Genomic DNA, 18,913 nt, shown 5'->3' on the forward strand with positions numbered 1-18,913 from the left:
GATCCTCAGACGGTTGAGACCTCTCCTATGGTTCCTATCTCGGAGAGAGCCTGCCGGGCTGCCTCTCTGACATCGTGGTCGGGGTCATCCAGAAGACGCAGCAGGGCGTCCCTGGCCAGCGGGTTGCCGATCCGCCCGAGCGCCAGGGCCACTTCCCTCCTGACCCGTGGTTTTTCGTCGTCAAGCAACCTGATCAGAGGTTCGACAGCCCTGGGGTCGCCGATCTGCCCGAGCGATCTGGCCGCAGCCATCCTGACCCAGGAACTCTCGTCATCCAGGCATCGTATCAACGGGGGGACCGCCTCCCGGCCGTCCAGGATCCCGAGCGCTGTCGCTGCTCTCCACCGGACATCGGCGTAGTCGTCGTCCAGCGCCTCGATGAGCGGCTCCACGGCACGTTCGTTAGCGAATTCCGCAAGTGCATCTGCGGCCCGCCAGCGTTCGTTGAGCCCTCCCCACTTCAGCATCGAGATGTGTCGGTTGAACGCCTTCTCAACGCTCTTCTCACCGGTCTCCTCCTCCTCCGGCACAGCTGGTTCCACCTCACGCTCATCTGGGAGCCAGCCGGGTATATGTTTTTTGCCCTGTTGCCGGGGAGAGAGCCAGCGGCCATAAAGTCAGTTTCCTCATTGGCTGTGCCGTGACCGGACTTCCAGGGTATCTGCATCGCCGCAGACCGCCTACTTCATCAGGATGCAAGGACGGGCAGGTTTTTGGCGAGACGCTATGCCGGAGAGAAAGAGCACGGGGTTTTCTTTGTTCTTTCCCGCTCAGGCCCACAGAAATCTCAACCACCTCCCTGCACGGCCTCCACCGGGGAAGCGCTGGAAGCGGCCAGGGAGGTATTCTCCTCTCAGGGAAGAGAGTGTCTGGGCGACACGCCAAGACAGGGGAGGGGAGCGTCCCGCCGTCAATCCCACCAATCGGGGCGATTCTCCAGTGATACGGTGCCCGGGGGTGGAACCATCTCTTAGCGGTCTCGCCGAACACTTTTCGTATGAAAATAACCCCTGATTTTCATCCGGTATGCCTGTAGCCCTGACGGGCATCATGTGGTTTTTATCCAGTGTCTGTCCCTGGAGGCGGGATCCAGGGCAACGAAAGAGGTTCATCGACGACGATTTGATGGGTGCATTTTTCCCTTCTCCCCTCCTTCTTCATATGTATGGGTAGTCCGAGGACGGTTAAACCAGAGGTTACGGCGTTTCCTCCGGAACTGGAACGCGTGGGCATTGCTAACGGAGCAAGGATCGACATAAGAGACCTGGATGCACTCTCAAAGCGGCACAAATTCCAGGCCTACCTCTACTTTGAGGAAGACCTTGCCAGGGACTCAACGCTTGGCAAAGACCTGGATGACTATCGCCACGTTCCGGAACTGGAGCGCCCGTTCGTCAACCTTGATGAGTTCCTCCAGTTCGCCACCAGGTCGGACCCTCTCTTCTACAGTTATCTTGACGAACTTCCTCTGGTCATCGAGATCCTGGCATATGGAGAGTTTCAGACAGAGGATGGGGAGGTCGTGTCATACGTCAAAGGGCTGATGCCTTTTATTGACGAACTCGATATGGATGATGCACTTCCAGGCGCTGCCTGAAAAACTCAATCAAAACGTATCTCCTGTAATGAAGGTCCTCAAGTGAGGAGGGTTCTCCCTTCCCTATCTTATGTGGTTGATCCCATTATGATCCTGATAAAGTTAGCAGGAGACGGATCTCATCTCCGCTTTATGTCCCCGAACACGGTTTTTCTCTGTGGAGATCGCCAGGAGCTGCCTGCCACCGCTGCAGCAACTGGAGTGTGGTGTGTTCTGAAGGGGAATAAACCGTTTCGGAGCATGTTGAGAAAGGGGTGCTGGCTTTCCGGCCCCTGGCAACGGTTTCCAGGGTGTCATCGCCCTCTCTGATGTGGCCTGGCGGACAGCGGGATTGCCTGCAAAAGAGAGCGGGGGGGTTTCCTCACTGAATCCATCAATCAGGGGGAAACCTGTGAAAATCCAGCTCTCTTCACTCGAGTCTGACGGTAAAAACACCCTTCAGGACATCCAGGCTCAGATCGAAGTTCCTGACCGTGTGCGTGAGTGCGCCCATGCTGATGGTATCGACCCCGGTCGCGGCATACGAGGCGAGTTCGGCGCCGGCAACACCCCCCGAGACCTCCAGGGTCACCCGCTCCCGCAGCCCGTGCTGTGTGAGTGTCTCGACCGCCCTTATCACATCCTCCGGCGTCATGTTGTCGAGCATGATGATCCCGGCTCCGGCCTCCGCCGCTGTGACGGCGTCTTCCACCGTCTCAACCTCAACTTCGATCATCAGGTAGCGACTCCGTGCCTTTGCCCGACGCATCGCTTCTGGGAGCGAGACGAGCGCCAGGTGGTTGTCCTTGATCAGGATCATATCCGAGAGGGTGTAGCGGTGCGGGTCGCCACCGCCAAGGATCACTGCCTTCTTATCAAGCACCCGCAGTCCTGGCGCAGTCTTGCGGGTTGCGGCAACCCGCACCCGGGTAGAGACCTTCCGGACGGTCTCAACCGCTTCTCGAGTCCCTGTTGCAATCCCGCTCATACGGCCGATGATGTTCAGTGTCGTTCGTTCCAGAAGGAGGATCGCCCTCGCAGACCCCTCGAGATCCATCAGTGCGGTTCCCGCCGTAACCACACTCCCATCGCTTACATGCGGGTAAACCGTGACCCCGAAGTGCTCAAAGAGCGCCCGCGCCTCTTCAATCCCAGCAATAACCCCGGAACCTTTCGCCCGGATCACCGCCCGGCAGACAACGTCCGGGACGACCGTCTCGGAGGTGAGATCCCCCCAGGGCGCGTCCTCCCGGACGAACCGGAGCAGATCGTCTATCGGTATCACACGCATCACACTCCGACGGCGAGCATCCGCTCGATGGCCTGCCGTGCGCCCTCCATCACCGCCGGCGGGAGGACGATCTCGTGCTCCTCGCGGTCGAGTGCACGGAGGAGGTCGGCAAGCTTTATCTTCTTCATATCCTTGCAGACGGCGTCCGGTTTCTCGTAAAAGACCCTTCCCGGGTAGAGATACCTGAGACGGGAGACCATCTCCCGCTCTGTGAAGACCCACCAGGGTTCGTTCCCGCCGTCTGCTGCGCCCCTCACCATACCACCCGTGGATGCTATCCTGTCGGCCTGTTCCTGAACCTCTGGCAGGCATTCCGGGTGGCAGACGATGATGCCACCCCTCTTTCGCGCCGCTTCCACATCTGCCAGCGAAAAACCGGTATGAACGTAACAGTGCCCCTCCGGTGGGAGCGGGATGATCTTTTTATCGGGGAGTTCGCGCTGGACGTATGCCGCAAGGTTGGCGTCAGGTCCAAAGAGTATCTCTTCGTTCTGGAGCGACGCGACCACCCTGACAGCGTTTGCCGATGTGCACGTTACATCGGCGAGCGCCTTACACTCCGCGCTGCTGTTGACATAGACCACCACGGCCGCATCCGTGTGCTGCCGGCGTGCCTCCAGGATCATCTCCGGGGTCAGGTAGTCGGCAAGCGGACAAACGGCATCCTCCACCGGGATTACCACCTTTCGGCCGGGGTTCAGGATCTTCGCCGTCTCTGCCATGAACCGGACACCGCAGACGACGATCAGGTCTGCCCCCGTCTCTTTTGCCTTCACCGCAAGATCCAGACTGTCGCCGACCACGTCGGCAAGCGCCTGTATCTCCATGGGCTGGTAGTTATGGGCCAGGATGACCGCGTTCTTCCTGGCTTTGAGCGCACGGATCTCGTCTTCCATGAGTTAAGTTCCCACCACCAGAGGATTCTCAAGATTCTGCAGGAGCACCAGGATCGAGAGGGCTGCCATATAACTCGTCGCAGGGTTATCGGGGCTCGGGACGTTGCTGACCCGGATATATATATCCCCGAACTCCCCATCGACGAACACCTCGTGGATGTTCCTCTCCACCGCAGGGTCAACCCAGAGTTCCACCTCGGCGTCCCTGCCGGCGGCAAGTCCCAGCGCTACCGCGACGTTGATGTTCTTTGGAAACTGTCGTATACAATCGTGCGCCAGTCCTTTAAATAACTCTGTCCTGGCCGCAACATCCATCCCGAGCGACGCCGGGGGTTTGGTTGTCCGCAGAAGGAGTTGACGCGGCGGCGAGACCTGGCCAATCTTGAGGTTATCGAGCCCCAGAATTGCGCCGCTCGGGATCCGGATCTTCTTTCCCTCCTCCCGTGCCACCTCGATAAGATGCTCGCGAAAATCTTCCTCTGCCAGGGCTCCCACGGAGAGGATGATGATATCACGGCCCGACCGGAGGACCGCCTCGCCGTAGGTTCTGACAGCGTTGATCGAGGCGGCTTCAACGACGATCGAGAACTCATCGTGCATGAAGGCCTCGAAATCGGTGTATGGTCTGGCATCGCAGAGCGCCGCCACTTTCTCCGCCCGTTCCTGGATGATATCATAGACGGCGGCGATCTGGATGCCCCCGGCGTGTGTGGCGATGATATGCCCGACGTTGCCGCAACCGAGCAACCCTATTTTTATCATCGAATAAAGAAGTTGTAATGTCAGCGGTTAAGGGTTGTGCCCGGCACGAAACCGGCAAGCGGTTGCTTAAACCAATCCGTCTGCATCACACCACCGCGTTTTCTGGCCGGCAACCGACCGCGCAGAAAGGAGCGTTGAGCGGCCATCACGCTGGATGAGTTACGGGGAAGACGGGTCTACATCGAGACCTATGGTTGCACCTATAATCAGGCCGACACGCAGAGGCTGGAACGGATACTGGAGGGGCTCGACTGCACCATAACCGGGCGGCCGGAGGAGGCGGATGCCGTTGTCATCAACACATGCACGGTGATCGGCAGAACCGGGCGAAAGATGCTCCGGCGGATGGAAGCGTTCGCTGACCGCGACCTCTACGTGACGGGGTGTATGCCCCTCGTCCAGATGGATGAGATCCGGTCGGTCTGCAATCCCCGTGTCATCCACCCTGACGAGATCCACGAGCGTTCCGGGAGCGTCGGCACCCGGGGCCCTGGGGCGACCGGCGTCGTCCAGGTGGCATCCGGTTGCGTTGGTCGGTGCAGTTACTGCATCACCAGGCTTGCACGCGGGCGGTTGCGGAGCGCGCCGGCAGAGGCAGTCCTCGATGCAGTCAGGGGTCTTGTGGCATCAGGAGTATACGAGATCCAGGTGACCGGGCAGGATGTTGCCGCCTGGGGCCTCGACCGCGGCGAGTCGTTCCCCGACCTGCTGCGCGCGATAGTGGGTATCCCGGGACGGTTTGCCGTCCGGGTGGGGATGATGCACCCCGCGTCGGTCATCGGTGTCCTGGACGACCTTATTGAGGTGTTCCACAGCGAGAAGGTCTTCCAGTTCCTCCATCTCCCCGTTCAGTCAGGGTCGGACACCGTACTTGAGCGGATGCAGCGGGGCTACACGGCGGCAGATGCCATCCGGATTGTGGATGCGTTCCGGGAGGAGTTCCCGGATATGATGATCTCTTCTGACTTTATCACCGGCTTCCCGGGGGAGACGGATGAAGAGTTTCAGGAGACGCTCGAACTCCTCCGGCGGTGCGAGTTTGTGAAGGTCAATGTCACCCAGTACTCCCGGCGGCCAGGCACCCCCGCTGCCGCCTTGAAAGACCTCCCGGAGAGGGTGAGGAAGGAGCGGTCGCGGGCGCTGCTCGCTGAGGCGAACCGGATCTACGACCGCTACAACGAGCGCTGGATGGGGCGGGTGACACCTGTAGTCGCGACAGAGAAGAAGATGCCAGGCTCGACCATCTGCCGTAACCCCTGTTACCTGAACGTCATCATCAGAGACGACCTGCCGCCGGGGTTCTCCGGGAAAGCGCTCATAACCGGGAACCACCGCCACTACGTCATGGGGGAACTGGTTTGAGGGGCATAAAACGGTACCTTCAGGCTGTGCCCTGGTTTGATGAACCTCTCGCGGGTTGGATGTGCAATCGCTGCAGGCACCGCCTGCCAGCCTGGAACTCTGGTGGCCGGGTTTTTTGCGAGGGTTAGCAGAGGGTGCTCTGATCTCAAGAAGGTGCTGTCTGGTTGAAACGCAGGCAACAGGAACGGTGATTCTCCATCGATGCAGTGCCTGAGGAGAACGGCCCCGGGGATCCTGCTTTCCGTCCCTGTCACGGCCTTCCGGGTCTATCATCATCACTGCCCGCCCCCTTGAAGGGGGCGGGAGGTGGCCCTGGTGAGCGACCGGGTGGTGGAGGATTTCGATTCCATGCCTGGAGAGGGGTCTCACGGTGACAACACCAAGACAGGGGAGGGGGAACGTCCCCCTCCCCGTCAGCCCCTCCCCACAGGGTGATTAGCCATAGATACAGTGCCAGTGAGGCATCCTTCTGACGTCTCATTAACCCTCTCTGCCACGGCCCCACCCCACGACCTTCATGAAACTATCATCACCACACACCCCGCCGGTCGATCCTGTGTGGTCGATGAGGGACGTTCAACGCGAGCAACTCGCTTAGATCGGTGAACCCGGTTTGAAGTGCCCACGCGCATACCGTCTGGAAAGTGCGGCGAGTCCATATCTCAGAATCGTTGATCCGGTGCCCCTGGTTTAGCCACACGGAAACTTTTTCTCATGCCTCGAATAGATATTCTCCAATGCAGGCGTTCACCGGCCAGGAACTCTCCTCAAAGAAAGTCAGCTACCTGAAGTATATATACATGCGAGGTGATCTCGTGAAGACGACCGAGATAGCCGCCCGGTTTGACGTTGCTCCGTCGACCGTCACAAAGGCCTTAGGGGAGATCGCAAAGGCGGGATACATCGAGCACACACCCTACCACGGCGTGAAACTCACCCCTCTCGGTACCGAGTATGCCCGGTTCCTTGTCCGCCGTCACCGGATCGTTGCGCTGGTTCTCAGCCATTTCGGGCTTACGCCCGAGGAGGCCTGCAGCGAGGCAGAGAAGATTGAGCAGTCTTTCTCAAAGGATCTGGTCGACAGGATCTGCAGGTCTCTCGGACACCCGATCATGAGCGTCTGCGGCGAGATCGAGCACGATCACGGTTGTTGCTCCGCCGGCGGGCACCCGGTGTGAGTATAGAATTTAGATATATACCAAATTATGGAGATGAGTATAATGCAGGACATCACCGGCTTCAAACCGCTATACCTCGTTCTCGTCGCGTGCCTCCTCCTCGGTCTTATGTCAACCATGGCAGGGTGCACCGACACCAATGGCGAGGTGGAGGACGACGACCGGATTGTTGTGGTTGTCAGCATCCCCCCGCAGCAGGAGTTTGTTGAAAGGGTTGGCGGGGATCATGTGAGAGTGATCCTGCTCGTGCCTCCCGGTGCTGACCCCCACACCTACGAACCCGCGCCGCGTGTCCTGGCCGGGGTTGCGGAGGCGGATATGTACGCGATGGTTGGCTCGGGGATCGAGTTTGAGATCGCCTGGGGTGAGAAGATCGCCGCCATGAACCCCGATATGCTTGTGGTGAACTGCTCCAGGGGGGTCGAGCCGATCGCGGCCGATCGCATGACCGACCCCCATATCTGGACGTCACCCCGGAACGCAAAGGTCATGGTCGAGAATATCCGCGACGGACTTATCGAGGTCGACCCGGAGAACGCCGAAGACTACCACCGGAACGCCGCGGCATACCTGGACGACCTCGATGCCCTGGATGCCGAGATCTCCGCTGCGATCGCCGGGTCAGGGGTGAGGCTGGTGCTGGTCGACCACCCCTCGTGGGCCTACCTTGCCCGGGACTATGGGTTTGAGGAGGTAGCGATCGAGAGCGAGGGAAAAGAACCCTCGCCAAAGAGGATAGAATACCTCATCCAGCTGGCAGAGGAGGAGGGTATCCGTGTTGTCTTCGCCTCACCAGAACACTCCACAAGGAGCGCTCAGGTGATCGCGGAGGCGATCGGTGGCAGCGTCGTGACGGTGAGCCCGCTCAAGAAGGATTATCTGGATAACATGCAACAGGTGGCCGCGGCCTTCGCAGGGAGCGTCAGCAGATGAACGAACCTCTGATCGAGGTCAGGGATGTCTGGGTCACGATGCGCGGGCATACCGTGCTCGAGGGGGTGAACCTCAGCATCTACCCAGACGACTTCTACGCTATCATCGGCCCCAACGGCGGCGGGAAGACGACGCTTCTCCGCGTGATCCTGGGTCTTCTGCGTCCCTGTAGTGGGGAGGTCAGGTTTTCCAGCGGTATGGGGACGGGGAGGGAGAGCGAGATCGGCTATGTCCCGCAGTTCCGGACGTTTGACTTCGATTATCCGATCACCGTGCGAGATATGGTCCTCTCCGGTCGCCTTGGCCGGATCAACCGTCTCCCCCGGCGGTATGGGAACCTGGACCGCGAACGGGCGGATGAGGCGCTCGACACCATGGGCATCTCAGACCTCGCCGACCGCCAGATCCGCGACCTCTCTGGTGGGGAACAGCAGCGCGCGATCATCGCCCGGGCGCTTGTCGGCGAACCGAAGGTTCTCCTCCTGGACGAACCGACGGTCTACGTTGATACCCCGACAACATTGCAGTTCTACGAGATCCTCGATCGACTACGCGAAAGGATGGCGATCGTTCTCGTCACCCACGATATAGGGGTGATCCCGGATCGGATCACCAGGGTCGCCTGCCTGAACCGGCGCCTCTACACCCACGACTCAAACGAGATCACACCGGATATGCTCGAGGCCGCATACCACTGCCCTGTTGACCTGATAGCCCACGGTGTTCCGCACCGGGTCTTATCAGACCACCCGGAGGAGGGACGAGAGGATGCTTGAGGTGCTCGGGTTCGAGTTCTTCAAAAACGCCCTTCTTGCAGGGGTGCTCGCAAGCATCGCCTGCGGGATCATCGGGACGTATGTCGTGGTGCGACGGATGGTCTCTGTCAGCGGCGGTATATCGCACGCGGCGTTCGGCGGGGTGGGGCTTGGCTACTACCTCGGGATCGACCCCCTCCTCGGCGCGACCGTCTTTACTGTGGCAACGGCGCTGGGGATGGGGGCGCTGGAGGTCCGCGGTCGGCAACAGATGGACACCATCATCGGCGCGGTCTGGGCTGCGGGGATGGCGCTAGGCATCCTCTTTGTCTACCTGACACCAGGATTTGCGCCGGATCTATTCTCCTACCTCTTCGGGAACATCCTGCTGGTGCCGCGGGGCGATATCCTGCTCATGGGGGTGCTGGTAGCGATCATCGTGGGGATCGTGGGTCTCTTCTACCTTGAGTTTCAGGCGGTGACATTCGATCCGGACTACGCGCGGGTCATGAACCTCCCGGTGGAACGGTTCTCGCTCCTCCTCCTGGTTCTGGTCGCACTCACGGTGGTGATGCTGATCCGGGTGGTCGGGATCATCCTTGTGATCGCTCTCCTGACCATCCCGGCGGCGATCAGCCGGATCTACACCGGCAGGTTGTGGAGCATGATGCTCCTTGCCGTTGTCCTGGGCGCCCTCTTCACCGTAATAGGGATCGGCCTCTCCTACGTCCTGAACGTCCCCTCGGGCGCGACGATCATCCTGGTGAGCACGGCGGCCTACGCGGTCGCCCTCGGGATCCGTGGAGGCAGATCGGTGCGCTTATGGAGATATACGCAAAACGGTGGATGAAGAATGGATCCAATTATCGAAGAGGGGTATACCCGGCTCCTGGAGACCCTGGAGGCGCTGGAGGCGGAGAAGGAAGAGGCTGCCTCGAAGATCAGGGAGAACGCAGCCGCTCTCCTTGCCAGGATGGCCGCCGATGCAGCGCCGGTAGTAAAGAAGGTCGGGCTTGAGATGCTCCGGCGGGCAAGGAGGGAGGCCTCAGGGCAACTCTACGACCAGGATTTCTACGAGAAGAGGATGATAGTTCTCGGGAAGGGAGAGCCGCTCCCCTACCGCCCCGACGATACCGCAAAGCCGGTCCATGTGCAGATCTGCGTCCTCGACGAGGACGGGGTCTTCCACGAACTGATGTACACCAACACCGAGATCCGGACAGACTCCTACCTCTCTCTGTTGACGCCGGAAGAGGCGTTTGAGATCTACGGTTACGAGATCTTATTCATGCTCTACCGGGCGCTCTATGAGTATGCAGAGAAGGAAGAGGAACTGCTGGAGGCCCTCGCACGGACGCTGGAGTATATCGGCTATTGAAAAGAGCAATTTTCGGGGGGGGAGAGGCCCCTCAGCGTTTTCCAAAGATCGGGAACATGGGTTCGGTGGGGTCGTATCCGGCACCGAGCGCCGTAAGCGGGTAGGAGCGCTGGGACCGCTGTCCGCCGGCGTTCTCGTAGGTAACGACCGCTTTTGCCTCTGAGACCATTGACTCGAGATCGAATCCTGACTCCTCGTCCGGGCCGAGCGAAGGGAGATCGAACTCGATATTCAGGGGTACCAGGGCAAGATGGATGTTTTTCGCCACGGCGGTGCCGGTGTTGGTGAGGATAACCCTGCGTGCGTCTTCTGAGAGGTCGGCGGTGACAAGCGGAAAGTCTGCGGTCTCCTTCATGATATGGAGACTCATCAGGAGGGTGAGCCAGCAGACCAGCGCGATCAGGGCGAAGAAGCGGTCGATGAAGAATAGCCCGAGCGTGATAAGCCCGCCAGCCACCAGAACGATCTTCTGGTTCCTGTCCATGATTATGGGTTGAACCGCCAGAGGATTATAAGAGTAGGTTTCGGTGTGGTCGGCGTAGGTGCAACATGACCATATACCGTCGCGCCGAAGTAAGTAGAGAGAAAGAATATGCTTGATCTGAAGTTCGTTCGCGAACACCCCGAGATCGTCAGGGCCGACCTCATCAAGAGAGGGGATACCGATAAACTGCCCTGGGTCGACGAGGTATTGGAGATGGACCGGCGGGTCCGTGAACTCACGGTGGAGATCGGGAACCTGCGCAACCGCAGGAACGTTGTATCCCGCGATATCAGCCGGGCAAGGAGCGCCGGGAAGGATATATCGTCGCTCCTTGCCGAGGCGGCGGGTCTACCGGAGCGGATCAGGGAGGCAGAGGCGGAGCGCGACCGTCTCTCCGAAGCGGTGCGCTACCGGCTGATGCGTCTCCCGAACATCCTCCACGAGAGCGTGCCGGTCGGGAGCGACGAAACCGGGAACGTCGAGATCCGGCGCTGGGGAGAGCCGAAAATCCCGGAGTTTGACCTGGTGAACCACGGGGCGCTTGCCGTCGAGCATGACTGGGCGGACTTCGAACGCGCGGCAAAGATCGCGGGTGCCGGGTTCTACTTCCTGAAAGGAAGGCTTGCCCTCCTCGATATGGCGCTCCAGCATTTCGCGATAGATCTCCTTGTCCGGCGCGGTTACACCCCGATCATTCCGCCCTACATGATGAACCGGGCCTCATACGAGGGGGTGACCGACCTTGCGGACTTTGAGAACGTGATGTATAGGATCGACGGCGAGGACGAGTACCTGATCGCGACGAGCGAGCACCCCATGGCCGCGATGTACAGCGGCGAGATCTTCGAGGAGAAAGACCTCCCGCTCAGGCTTGCGGGTATCAGCCCCTGTTTCCGGCGCGAGATCGGGGCGCACGGGATCGATACAAAAGGGCTCTTCCGCGTCCACCAGTTCCACAAGGTAGAACAGTTCATCTACTCCACCCCGGAACAGTCCTGGGACCTTCATGAGGAACTGATAGCAAACGCCGAGGAGGTCTTCCAGCGACTCGGTCTTCCCTACAGGGTTGTCCTGATCTGTACCGGGGATATCGGGACGGTCGCTGCAAAGAAATATGACCTGGAGGTCTGGATGCCGCGGGAGGGGCGTTACCGCGAGGCGGTCTCGTGTTCGAACTGCACGACATACCAGGCGGTCAGGTTAAACATCAAGGTGCGCGACCCTGTCGAGTTTACAAGGAAACGCTACCTCCACACCCTGAACAGCACCGCGATAGCGACGACAAGGGCTATCCGGGCGATCCTGGAGAACTACCAGAACCCGGACGGGTCGGTCACGGTCCCGGAGGTTCTCAGACCCTACCTCTACGACGAGGAGACGCTGTAGGCGCGGAGGGGTCTCCCCCCCTCACGGGATCGTCATAACGATCCGCTCTTTTGATACCTTTCCGGCGATGAAACGGGCAAGACCGAGGAGTGCAATCCCTGTCACCGCGAGTGCCACCTCGGCCGTTGCCGAGATAGCCGACCCTCCAGGGATGACGCTCTGAAGCCCGCCGATAAGGAAGAAGAACCCGAATATGAAGAGGAAACCCAGGATCTGGTTCTCCCGCATCCCGAGCGCGAGCTGGGCGGCGCCGACGAACCCTGCGGCGGTGAGGATCCAGACCGGGACGACGATCAGCATGTGGGGGATGAGCAGGAGATCGAGGGTGGGGAAAGCGTTCAGCATGGTTGAGGCCGCCGCGAACGCCACGACGGCCGCGAGCAGGGTTGTCAGATAGGCCGGGATGGCAACCCCGGCGGTCTTTCCCGCCCAGAGGTGCCGGAGCGAGACCGGGGCGCAGAGGAGCGTCTCGATGGTGCCGTCCCGCTTCTCCCGGAGGAAGGCGTCGGCGCAGAAGATGTAGCCCATGAAGATAGCGATGGGGAGGGTGACCGCGGCAACGACGCCAGAGACGGGGTCGGTGCTCGCGCCGGAGGTCGCCACTATCCCGACGGCCGATAAGGCCGGGAACCATACAGCGAAGATGAGGGCGGTGATGATGATGCTCCGGTTCCGCAGCGCGAGATGGATCTCCCGGCCGGCTATTACGGTAAACGTGCTCATGCCCCGTCCCCCGACTGGCCGACGTGTTCGAGGTAGATCTCTTCAAGCGACCGGGAAGACCGGCGGACCTCAAGGAGTCGGAACCCGGCAGCGACGAGCGCCGCGATGAAGTCAGGGATGACGCCCGGGTCGGTGAGGGTGCAGCGCAACACCTCACCCTCATCCTCGCAGTCGCTGACATACGGGAGCGCTATTGCGGTTTCGCAGGCGCGGGCACGTTCGCCAGGCTCGGCGAGGACGACCGTCATCTCGGGGCGGTCGGAAGCGGCGATGAGGTTCCGTACCGAGTCGAACGCCTGGATCCTGCCCCCGGCCAGGATCGCGACGGTGGAGCAGATCCGCTGGACCTCGTCGAGGTGGTGGGAGTTTAAGAAGACGGTCATATCCTCGCGCCGGGATAGGTCGACTATGAGGTCGCGGACCATCCGCTGCGCACCGGGGTCAAGCCCGGACGAGGGTTCATCCAGGAAGACGACCTCGGGACGGTGGAGGATCGCCCGGGCGATCCCGAGTCTTCGTTTCATGCCGGTCGAGAACGTCCCGACGGGGTCGTTTCGCCGGTCTTCGAGATCTACGAGCGCCAGGAGTTCGTCGATCCTGTCGCGGGGGTCGTCGAGACCGTAGAGCCCGGCGTAGTAGGCCAGGTTGTCTGCGGCGCTCAGCCGGTCGGCAAGACCATTGTTCTCGAAGAGGACGCCGACCTTTGCGCGGGCACCGTCCTCGAGGGTGAGGTCCTGCCCGAGAACCCGGCACTCCCCGGCATCGGGGGTGAGGAGTCCAAGCAGGATCCGGACGGTTGTGGTCTTTCCGGCGCCGTTCGGGCCGAGATAGCCGAAGATCTCACCGTGGTCGACGGAGAAGGTGACGTCACGGAGGATCTCCCGGCCGTCAAACGAACGCGAGAGCCCACGGACGTCGACGGCGTTCATGAGCGCCATCTCCGGTGGCCAGGCGTTCTGGCCGCAATAGAGAGTGGATGCATTGTATGACAGTTTTCGGGTTGAGACGTAAAATAACTGACTTTTTGGGTCGGGGAAGGGCTATATTCGTGAGAGCGCCCATACACTCCCTGGAGTGGAATGGAGTTTTCCTGCGGTATTGACGAGCGGCCACGACCGGGGTTGCTCCTGGTCTTCGGGCTGCAGTGGCTGGCGGTGAGCATCCCTGCTATCCTGATCGTCGGCAGGGTGGTGGCCGGTCTTCAGGCGGAGGGTGCGGCGATCCCCTACCTCCAGAGGTTATTCCTCCTGATCGCGGTGTTGCTGGTTGTGCAGGTCTACCTGGGTCACAGGCTCCCGCTCGTCCTCGGCCCGGCGACGGTGCTCCTTGTCGGTATCCTGGCAAGTCTGGATGCGGGCTCAGCCGCCATCAATACCTCGCTTCTGATCGGGGGGCTTTTGCTCAGCGCGATCGCGCTGACGGGGTTTGTGGGACACCTCAAACGACTCTTCACGCCACGTGTGATCGTGGTCGTCCTGATGCTCATTGCGTTCACCCTTGCGCCGGTCATCCTGGGTCTTGTCACGGAGGGTGGCAATGGGGTTACGGCGACAGCGACCTTCCTATTTGCCGCAGGGTTTGCTCTCGTCCTCTTTGCGGCGCACGGCCTTCTTGGGGGGTTCTGGCGGTCGACGCTGGCGGTATGGGCGCTCATCTTCGGCACCGCGGCCTACATCGCTCTTTTCGGGAGCGTCTCCCCTCTCACCGTCGATACGGCGCTGTTTGCTCTGCCCGGGGATCTGGTTGCACCGCTTGCCGTCCCCGATCCGGGGGTGCTTGTGGCCTTTCTGATCTGTTACCTTGCGCTTGCCACGAACGATCTGGGGTCGATCCAGTCGGTCGGCAGCCTTCTTGCGGCCGACGGGATGGACGACCGGATCAACCGCGGGGTTGGTGTCACCGGTCTTGGTAACGTTATTGCGGGGCTGACGGGGGTTATAGGGCCGGTGAACTTCTCGCTGAGTCCAGGGGTCATCGCGGCCACGGGTTGCGCTTCGCGGTTTGCGCTCGTGCCTGCGGCCGTGGGGCTCGGACTGATGGCGCTTTCGCCGCGCGCTATCGGCTACATGGAGTGCATCCCGGGCCCCGTCATAGGAGTTGTCCTGGCCTATGTTATGGCCACCCAGATTGCGGCAGGGCTGGTCTTTGGCCAGGAGAGTGGGGCGTTAGAGACGTTTGATGGCGGACTTATCATCGGTATACCGCTTCTGCTCGGGACGCTGGTGGCGTTCCTGCCGGCGGAGGTTGTCACGGGTCTCCCTGCGGTGCTCCGACCGGTGCTTGCAAACGGGTTTGTGGTGGGTATCGTCACGGTGCTCGGACTTGAGCACATTGTCTACAGGCGGCGGTCGGAGGGGGAGGGGTGATGGAGGGCGGTCTGGTGCCATAGAACGGATTCGCTTTTCCTGTTCCGGCGAAACCGCAAAACGACAGTGGTTGTGGGGGAAGACAGACCTGATATAACTTGAACGGACGGTCTCCCGGCGACCTGCCGGGTGCACCACCAGTAAAAACAAACTCTGAAAATAGCGTAAATGAGAATCAGTGGGCCCGATGCGGTTCGAACGCACGACCTCCCGGTTATCAGCCGGGTGCACCACCAGCTATGCTACGGGCCCGGTGGGATTTACCTTACATAATCTGCCATTCTGACACTTAATTGTTTTGGGTTGGCGGTCAATCTGCGGCGGTCTGGGGGAGCGGGGGTGGAGGGTCAGGGTAGTTCACGTTGTGGCGTAGGTCAGGCCGCCGATTACCGGAGATCGAGGCAGGGATTAAGCGCACATTCCGCATGTCCTCCGTCAGATGTAATAATTTTCGGATTCTCTTCACACCAGCCTCAAGATCTTCCACAATGTCGAAGGTCTGATGGTGAACTACCCCGCCCAGAAGGGCGGGGCTTCCCGGCTATCATGGACAACACTTGCATCACAGAGATATGATGTAGAGGCATCGTCTCCACAGGCTCAAAGGGCTGTTCCATCCCCACGCGATGAATATTCACCGCAGCATTGTAATCTCTATCGGCAACGAACCCGCAATATGGGCATTCGTGAACTCTCACCGAGAGATCCTTCTTCACAATACTCCCGCAGTTTGAGCACAGTTGCGTCGTATCCCGGGGATCGACTTGAATGAAGTTCGTACCAGCACTTTCAGCCCTGTACGAGAGGTAAGAATAGAATCGCCCCCACGACGCACTGTGGATACTTCTCCGGAGCCCGCGAGATTTGCCGTTCTCTTTCAGATACTTGATATTCAGGTCTTCGACACAGATCGTTGCATAGGTATCAACGTACCGACGGGAAAGTTTGTGCAGGAAATCGTTCTTCTGGTTCGTGACATGATCATATGCCTTCTCCAGTTTCCCTTTCGCCTTCTTCCAATTTTTCGAGAACCGTTGTTTCCGGGCAACGCTCCGCTGCAACTTCTTGATCCGGTCACGTGAGTGCTCATAGAACCGGGGGTTCTCGATTACGGCACCGTCGCTATCGACCGCAAACGAATCCAATCCGACATCGATCCCAACGGATCGCCCCTCCCTCTTCGGTTCGGAAACTTCCTGTTCCGCCTGGATGATGACATACCATTTGTCACCGGAACGGGTGATCAGGACACCTTTCACGACTCCCGAGTACGGTCGATGCATGGTGAACGGGATTGTTCCGATCTTCGAGAACGTGACCGTGCTGTGTTCCCGGTCGATCTTGAACCCGGACTGATTGTAATTGAGCGTCCGGTGCTTCCAAGCTACCCCACCTCAACATCCACCCGGAAATCCCCTCAAAACAGTATGCTGCTATGGGGATTTGAACCCCAGTCGTCGGCGTGAAAGGCCGACATGATTGGCCCCTACACTATAGCAGCCCGCGCAATGTGCCATACAACTTGGGTAACAGGAGATAAAAATGTTGTGCCGCATCGATCCAGGGCCGGATTTCAAAGCCGCTCCCCCTCTACCCGCACCCGCCGCCGTGACACGGTTTTTCTCTCGTCAGCGCCTCGACAAGATGCTTTGCGCCAGCAAACCCGAGCGTCCTCTGACTACCGTGCATCATGTCCAGGTGCTCGATCCCGAGCGAGGCGGCCAGTGGCCGCTCAAGCATACCCCCAAGGATGAGATCGACCCTCCCGGCCTCGAGTCTCTCCTGGATCAACTCCTGTTCTGGTTCGACCAGGATCTCACACTCCGGCCCGGCCAGGTCACTCAACCGCTCCAGGTTACCCGGGTCAAAGTCCACAACGATGAGCGACGGAGCGAGCCCCAGGTCCACCAGGAACCGTGTCACCCCGATCGCCCGTGTAGGCCCGCTGACTATCGCCACCCTCCTCCCGGCCAGGGCCTCACGGCAGAGATCGTCGCTCCCCTCATCCCGCCCAGAGTAACGCGCAACCCCCAGAGCGTCGGCAACGCTGTCCAGGAACCGGATCGTGGCAGCGTGACCCACAGGGATATCGGCGACGATAAACGGCGTGGCGCAGACCCGCTCAAGCAACTTCGCCGCCTCAAGCCCGGCCGGTTCGCAGAGAACGATGTTCAGCGCCGCCTCACCCAGGCGCTCAAGGTCATCGACCGTTGCGTTCGCGGTCAGTGTCGCGTTGACCCGGACGCCGATAAGACCCAGCGTCCGCACAAGTTCCCGTAGATCTGGCCCGCCCCTGAGAAGACCGATCAGGTTGACCGACCGATCCCCAACCTCGCCAGGTCCCCGGACAAACTCCTCGACCAGCCGGCAGAGGGTCTCGCTGTAACCATCCCTGAAATCCCCCTCAAACCCGCCGGCCTCTATCCCGACAACCCGTGCAGACGTCGAGGCGGCCCTCGCCGCCGCGTTCAGATCCTCGCCGATGATGCTTGAGACGCAGCAGGAGAGAACGGCGATGAGGTCAGGGTGCAGACCTGCATCAAGTTCCTCAATAGCCTCCCGGAGTTTCTCCTCGGCGCCGAAGATGACATCGTGCTCATCAAGACAGGTCGAGTATACCTCCGAGGGCCGATCGCCCCGCATTCCGAGGATATAGTTGATATGATAGACGCAACCCTTCGGGCCGTGAACCAGCACAACACATCCTCTCACAGTAGAAAGCGCCTTTATCGCGCCAAAAACCTTGCACGTCGCCCTCGGGATCTTAACAGCGCTACCGGTCATAATAGGGGGCACACCTCCAGTAATCATCCGCACCACCAGTCGCCGGACGATCAACTCCAGTCTTGCCCCGTCCAGATACTTATACCTGTAACCCCGGGGAAAAAGGTGGAACCTACCCCTCGATCGGGGTACCTTCCCTCTGGGTGACCGTCCTGAAGGCGGCCATCAACTGTCGGGTGATTGGTCCTGGCTTCCCGTTCCCGATCACCCTCCCATCGATCTCGCGTATCGGCGCAACCTCCGCCGCCGTTCCAGTGACAAAGACCTCGTCAGCCGTATACAGGTCGAAATACCCGAGATCGCGTTCAAGAACCGTGATCCCCATCGACGCCGCGATCTCCAGCACGACCATCCGCGTGATCCCGCGCAGGTTGTTCAGCGTTGGAGGAGTGATGATCGCGCCGTCCTTGACGACAAATATGTTGTCCCCGGACCCCTCAGAGACATGACCCTTAGTATCGAAGAAGATCGCCTCGTCGACCCCGCGGTAGTTCGCCTCGATCTTTGCCAGGATGTTGTTCAGGTAGTTGAGGCTCTTCACGTTCGGTGGCATCGACTCCGGCGGCGTGCGCCTGACCGAGACGCAGATCGCCCGGAGGCCCTTCTCGTAGAGGTCACCGTACATCGCCCCCCAGGTGACAGCGATGACAATGACGGTCGGCTTTCCGCATTTCAGCGGGTCGAGCCCGAGATCGCCCTTACCCCGCGTCACGATCGGGCGGATGTAGGCGTCCCGCAGATTGTTCCTTCGTAGCGTCTCCTTGATGACCTCCGCCATCTCCTCCTTTTTGAGCGGGACGGCGAGATCGATCGCCTTTGCCGAGTCGTAGAGCCGTGAGAGATGCTCGTCAAGACGGAAAATTTTACCGTTGTAGGCGCGTATCCCCTCGAAAACACCGTCACCATAGAGGAGCCCATGGTCAAAGACAGAGACCCTGGCCTCCTCCACCGGGACGAATCTGCCGTCAAGGTAAATTATCATGGGAGTAGTGTGGTATCGAGTTCTTTGTATGTCTTGCGTTTCGTGCACCACGGCGCA

At 60.1% G+C, this 18,913-nt stretch carries 18 protein-coding genes, 2 tRNA genes and 1 pseudogene; 9 read left to right on the forward strand and 12 right to left on the reverse strand.

From position 1 onward, the window contains the following. Positions 1–5 precede the first annotated feature (5 nt). Positions 6–542, reverse strand: coding sequence for a HEAT repeat domain-containing protein (locus QMC91_RS02930; protein WP_300235103.1), 537 nt, complete (start codon positions 540–542; stop codon positions 6–8). A gap of 623 nt (positions 543–1,165) precedes the next feature. Between QMC91_RS02930 and QMC91_RS02935 the strand changes: the two genes are divergently transcribed. Beyond that, positions 1,166–1,597, forward strand: coding sequence for a hypothetical protein (locus QMC91_RS02935; RefSeq protein WP_300235106.1), 432 nt, complete (start codon positions 1,166–1,168; stop codon positions 1,595–1,597). A gap of 409 nt (positions 1,598–2,006) precedes the next feature. Here QMC91_RS02935 and nadC read toward each other — a convergent pair whose 3' ends face one another. The 3 genes from nadC to nadX are packed head-to-tail and all read right to left on the reverse strand — an operon-like array spanning position 2,007 to position 4,525. After that, positions 2,007–2,867, reverse strand: coding sequence for a carboxylating nicotinate-nucleotide diphosphorylase (gene nadC / locus QMC91_RS02940; protein ID WP_300235109.1), 861 nt, complete (start codon positions 2,865–2,867; stop codon positions 2,007–2,009). Next, a complete protein-coding gene (nadA, locus tag QMC91_RS02945; RefSeq protein ID WP_300235113.1) occupies positions 2,867–3,763 on the reverse strand; it encodes a quinolinate synthase NadA in 897 nt (298 codons plus the stop codon). The genes nadC and nadA overlap by 1 nt, the downstream gene beginning before the upstream one ends. Positions 3,764–3,766: 3 nt before the next feature. Further along, positions 3,767–4,525: an aspartate dehydrogenase gene (nadX, locus tag QMC91_RS02950; protein WP_300235116.1), complete on the reverse strand. Its 759-nt coding sequence runs from the start codon at positions 4,523–4,525 to the stop codon at positions 3,767–3,769. Positions 4,526–4,705: 180 nt separating this feature from the next. On the opposite strand from nadX, the gene QMC91_RS02955 reads away from it, so the two are divergent. The 6 genes from QMC91_RS02955 to QMC91_RS02980 all read left to right on the forward strand — a co-directional run bounded on the left by QMC91_RS02955 (position 4,706) and on the right by QMC91_RS02980 (position 10,131). Next, the gene (locus tag QMC91_RS02955; protein WP_300235190.1) at positions 4,706–5,887 is read left to right on the forward strand and encodes a MiaB/RimO family radical SAM methylthiotransferase; all 1,182 of its coding nucleotides are present in this window, start codon (positions 4,706–4,708) and stop codon (positions 5,885–5,887) included. 737 nt (positions 5,888–6,624) lie between these two features. Beyond that, positions 6,625–7,065, forward strand: a complete 441-nt coding sequence (locus QMC91_RS02960) for a metal-dependent transcriptional regulator (RefSeq protein ID WP_300235119.1) — start codon at positions 6,625–6,627, stop codon at positions 7,063–7,065. 27 nt (positions 7,066–7,092) lie between these two features. After that, a complete protein-coding gene (locus QMC91_RS02965; protein WP_300235122.1) occupies positions 7,093–7,998 on the forward strand; it encodes a zinc ABC transporter substrate-binding protein in 906 nt (301 codons plus the stop codon). Then, positions 7,995–8,774, forward strand: coding sequence for an ABC transporter ATP-binding protein (locus QMC91_RS02970; protein ID WP_300235125.1), 780 nt, complete (start codon positions 7,995–7,997; stop codon positions 8,772–8,774). The genes QMC91_RS02965 and QMC91_RS02970 overlap by 4 nt, the downstream gene beginning before the upstream one ends. Further along, a complete protein-coding gene (locus QMC91_RS02975; RefSeq protein ID WP_300235128.1) occupies positions 8,767–9,603 on the forward strand; it encodes a metal ABC transporter permease in 837 nt (278 codons plus the stop codon). The genes QMC91_RS02970 and QMC91_RS02975 overlap by 8 nt, the downstream gene beginning before the upstream one ends. Positions 9,604–9,606: 3 nt before the next feature. After that, entirely contained in the window at positions 9,607–10,131 is a 525-nt protein-coding gene (locus tag QMC91_RS02980) for a hypothetical protein (RefSeq protein ID WP_300235130.1), read from the forward strand. 31 nt (positions 10,132–10,162) lie between these two features. Here QMC91_RS02980 and QMC91_RS02985 read toward each other — a convergent pair whose 3' ends face one another. Further along, on the reverse strand, positions 10,163–10,615 hold the full coding sequence (locus tag QMC91_RS02985) for a hypothetical protein (protein ID WP_300235133.1): 453 nt from the start codon (positions 10,613–10,615) through the stop codon (positions 10,163–10,165). A 108-nt stretch (positions 10,616–10,723) separates the two neighbouring features. On the opposite strand from QMC91_RS02985, the gene serS reads away from it, so the two are divergent. Continuing rightward, on the forward strand, positions 10,724–12,001 hold the full coding sequence (gene serS / locus QMC91_RS02990; protein WP_300235135.1) for a serine--tRNA ligase: 1,278 nt from the start codon (positions 10,724–10,726) through the stop codon (positions 11,999–12,001). A 21-nt stretch (positions 12,002–12,022) separates the two neighbouring features. Here the strand turns inward: serS and QMC91_RS02995 are convergent, their stop codons facing one another. Together QMC91_RS02995 and QMC91_RS03000 are read right to left on the reverse strand one after the other, a co-directional pair. Further along, positions 12,023–12,724, reverse strand: a complete 702-nt coding sequence (locus QMC91_RS02995; protein WP_300235138.1) for an ABC transporter permease — start codon at positions 12,722–12,724, stop codon at positions 12,023–12,025. Continuing rightward, positions 12,721–13,653 (reverse strand): ABC transporter ATP-binding protein, encoded by a 933-nt coding sequence (locus QMC91_RS03000; protein ID WP_300235141.1) that lies wholly within the window; start codon positions 13,651–13,653, stop codon positions 12,721–12,723. The genes QMC91_RS02995 and QMC91_RS03000 overlap by 4 nt, the downstream gene beginning before the upstream one ends. A gap of 150 nt (positions 13,654–13,803) precedes the next feature. Between QMC91_RS03000 and QMC91_RS03005 the strand changes: the two genes are divergently transcribed. Further along, a complete protein-coding gene (locus QMC91_RS03005) occupies positions 13,804–15,090 on the forward strand; it encodes a solute carrier family 23 protein (protein ID WP_300235144.1) in 1,287 nt (428 codons plus the stop codon). A 179-nt stretch (positions 15,091–15,269) separates the two neighbouring features. Here the strand turns inward: QMC91_RS03005 and QMC91_RS03010 are convergent. The 5 genes and pseudogenes from QMC91_RS03010 to ilvE all read right to left on the reverse strand — a co-directional run bounded on the left by QMC91_RS03010 (position 15,270) and on the right by ilvE (position 18,856). Next, positions 15,270–15,342: transfer RNA gene (locus QMC91_RS03010), tRNA-Ile, on the reverse strand. Positions 15,343–15,563: 221 nt separating this feature from the next. Beyond that, a pseudogene (locus tag QMC91_RS03015) lies at positions 15,564–16,460 on the reverse strand (transposase); the annotation flags it as partial. A 58-nt stretch (positions 16,461–16,518) separates the two neighbouring features. Beyond that, positions 16,519–16,591 (reverse strand) — tRNA-Glu (locus tag QMC91_RS03020). Positions 16,592–16,680: 89 nt separating this feature from the next. Then, positions 16,681–17,874, reverse strand: a complete 1,194-nt coding sequence (locus QMC91_RS03025; protein WP_300235147.1) for a nitrogenase component 1 — start codon at positions 17,872–17,874, stop codon at positions 16,681–16,683. Positions 17,875–17,986: 112 nt separating this feature from the next. Beyond that, positions 17,987–18,856 (reverse strand): branched-chain-amino-acid transaminase, encoded by an 870-nt coding sequence (ilvE, locus tag QMC91_RS03030; RefSeq protein ID WP_300235150.1) that lies wholly within the window; start codon positions 18,854–18,856, stop codon positions 17,987–17,989. Positions 18,857–18,913: the final 57 nt, after the last annotated feature.

It is taken from the genome of Methanoculleus sp., from assembly GCF_030019085.1.
In the GTDB taxonomy this organism is placed as follows: domain Archaea; phylum Halobacteriota; class Methanomicrobia; order Methanomicrobiales; family Methanoculleaceae; genus Methanoculleus.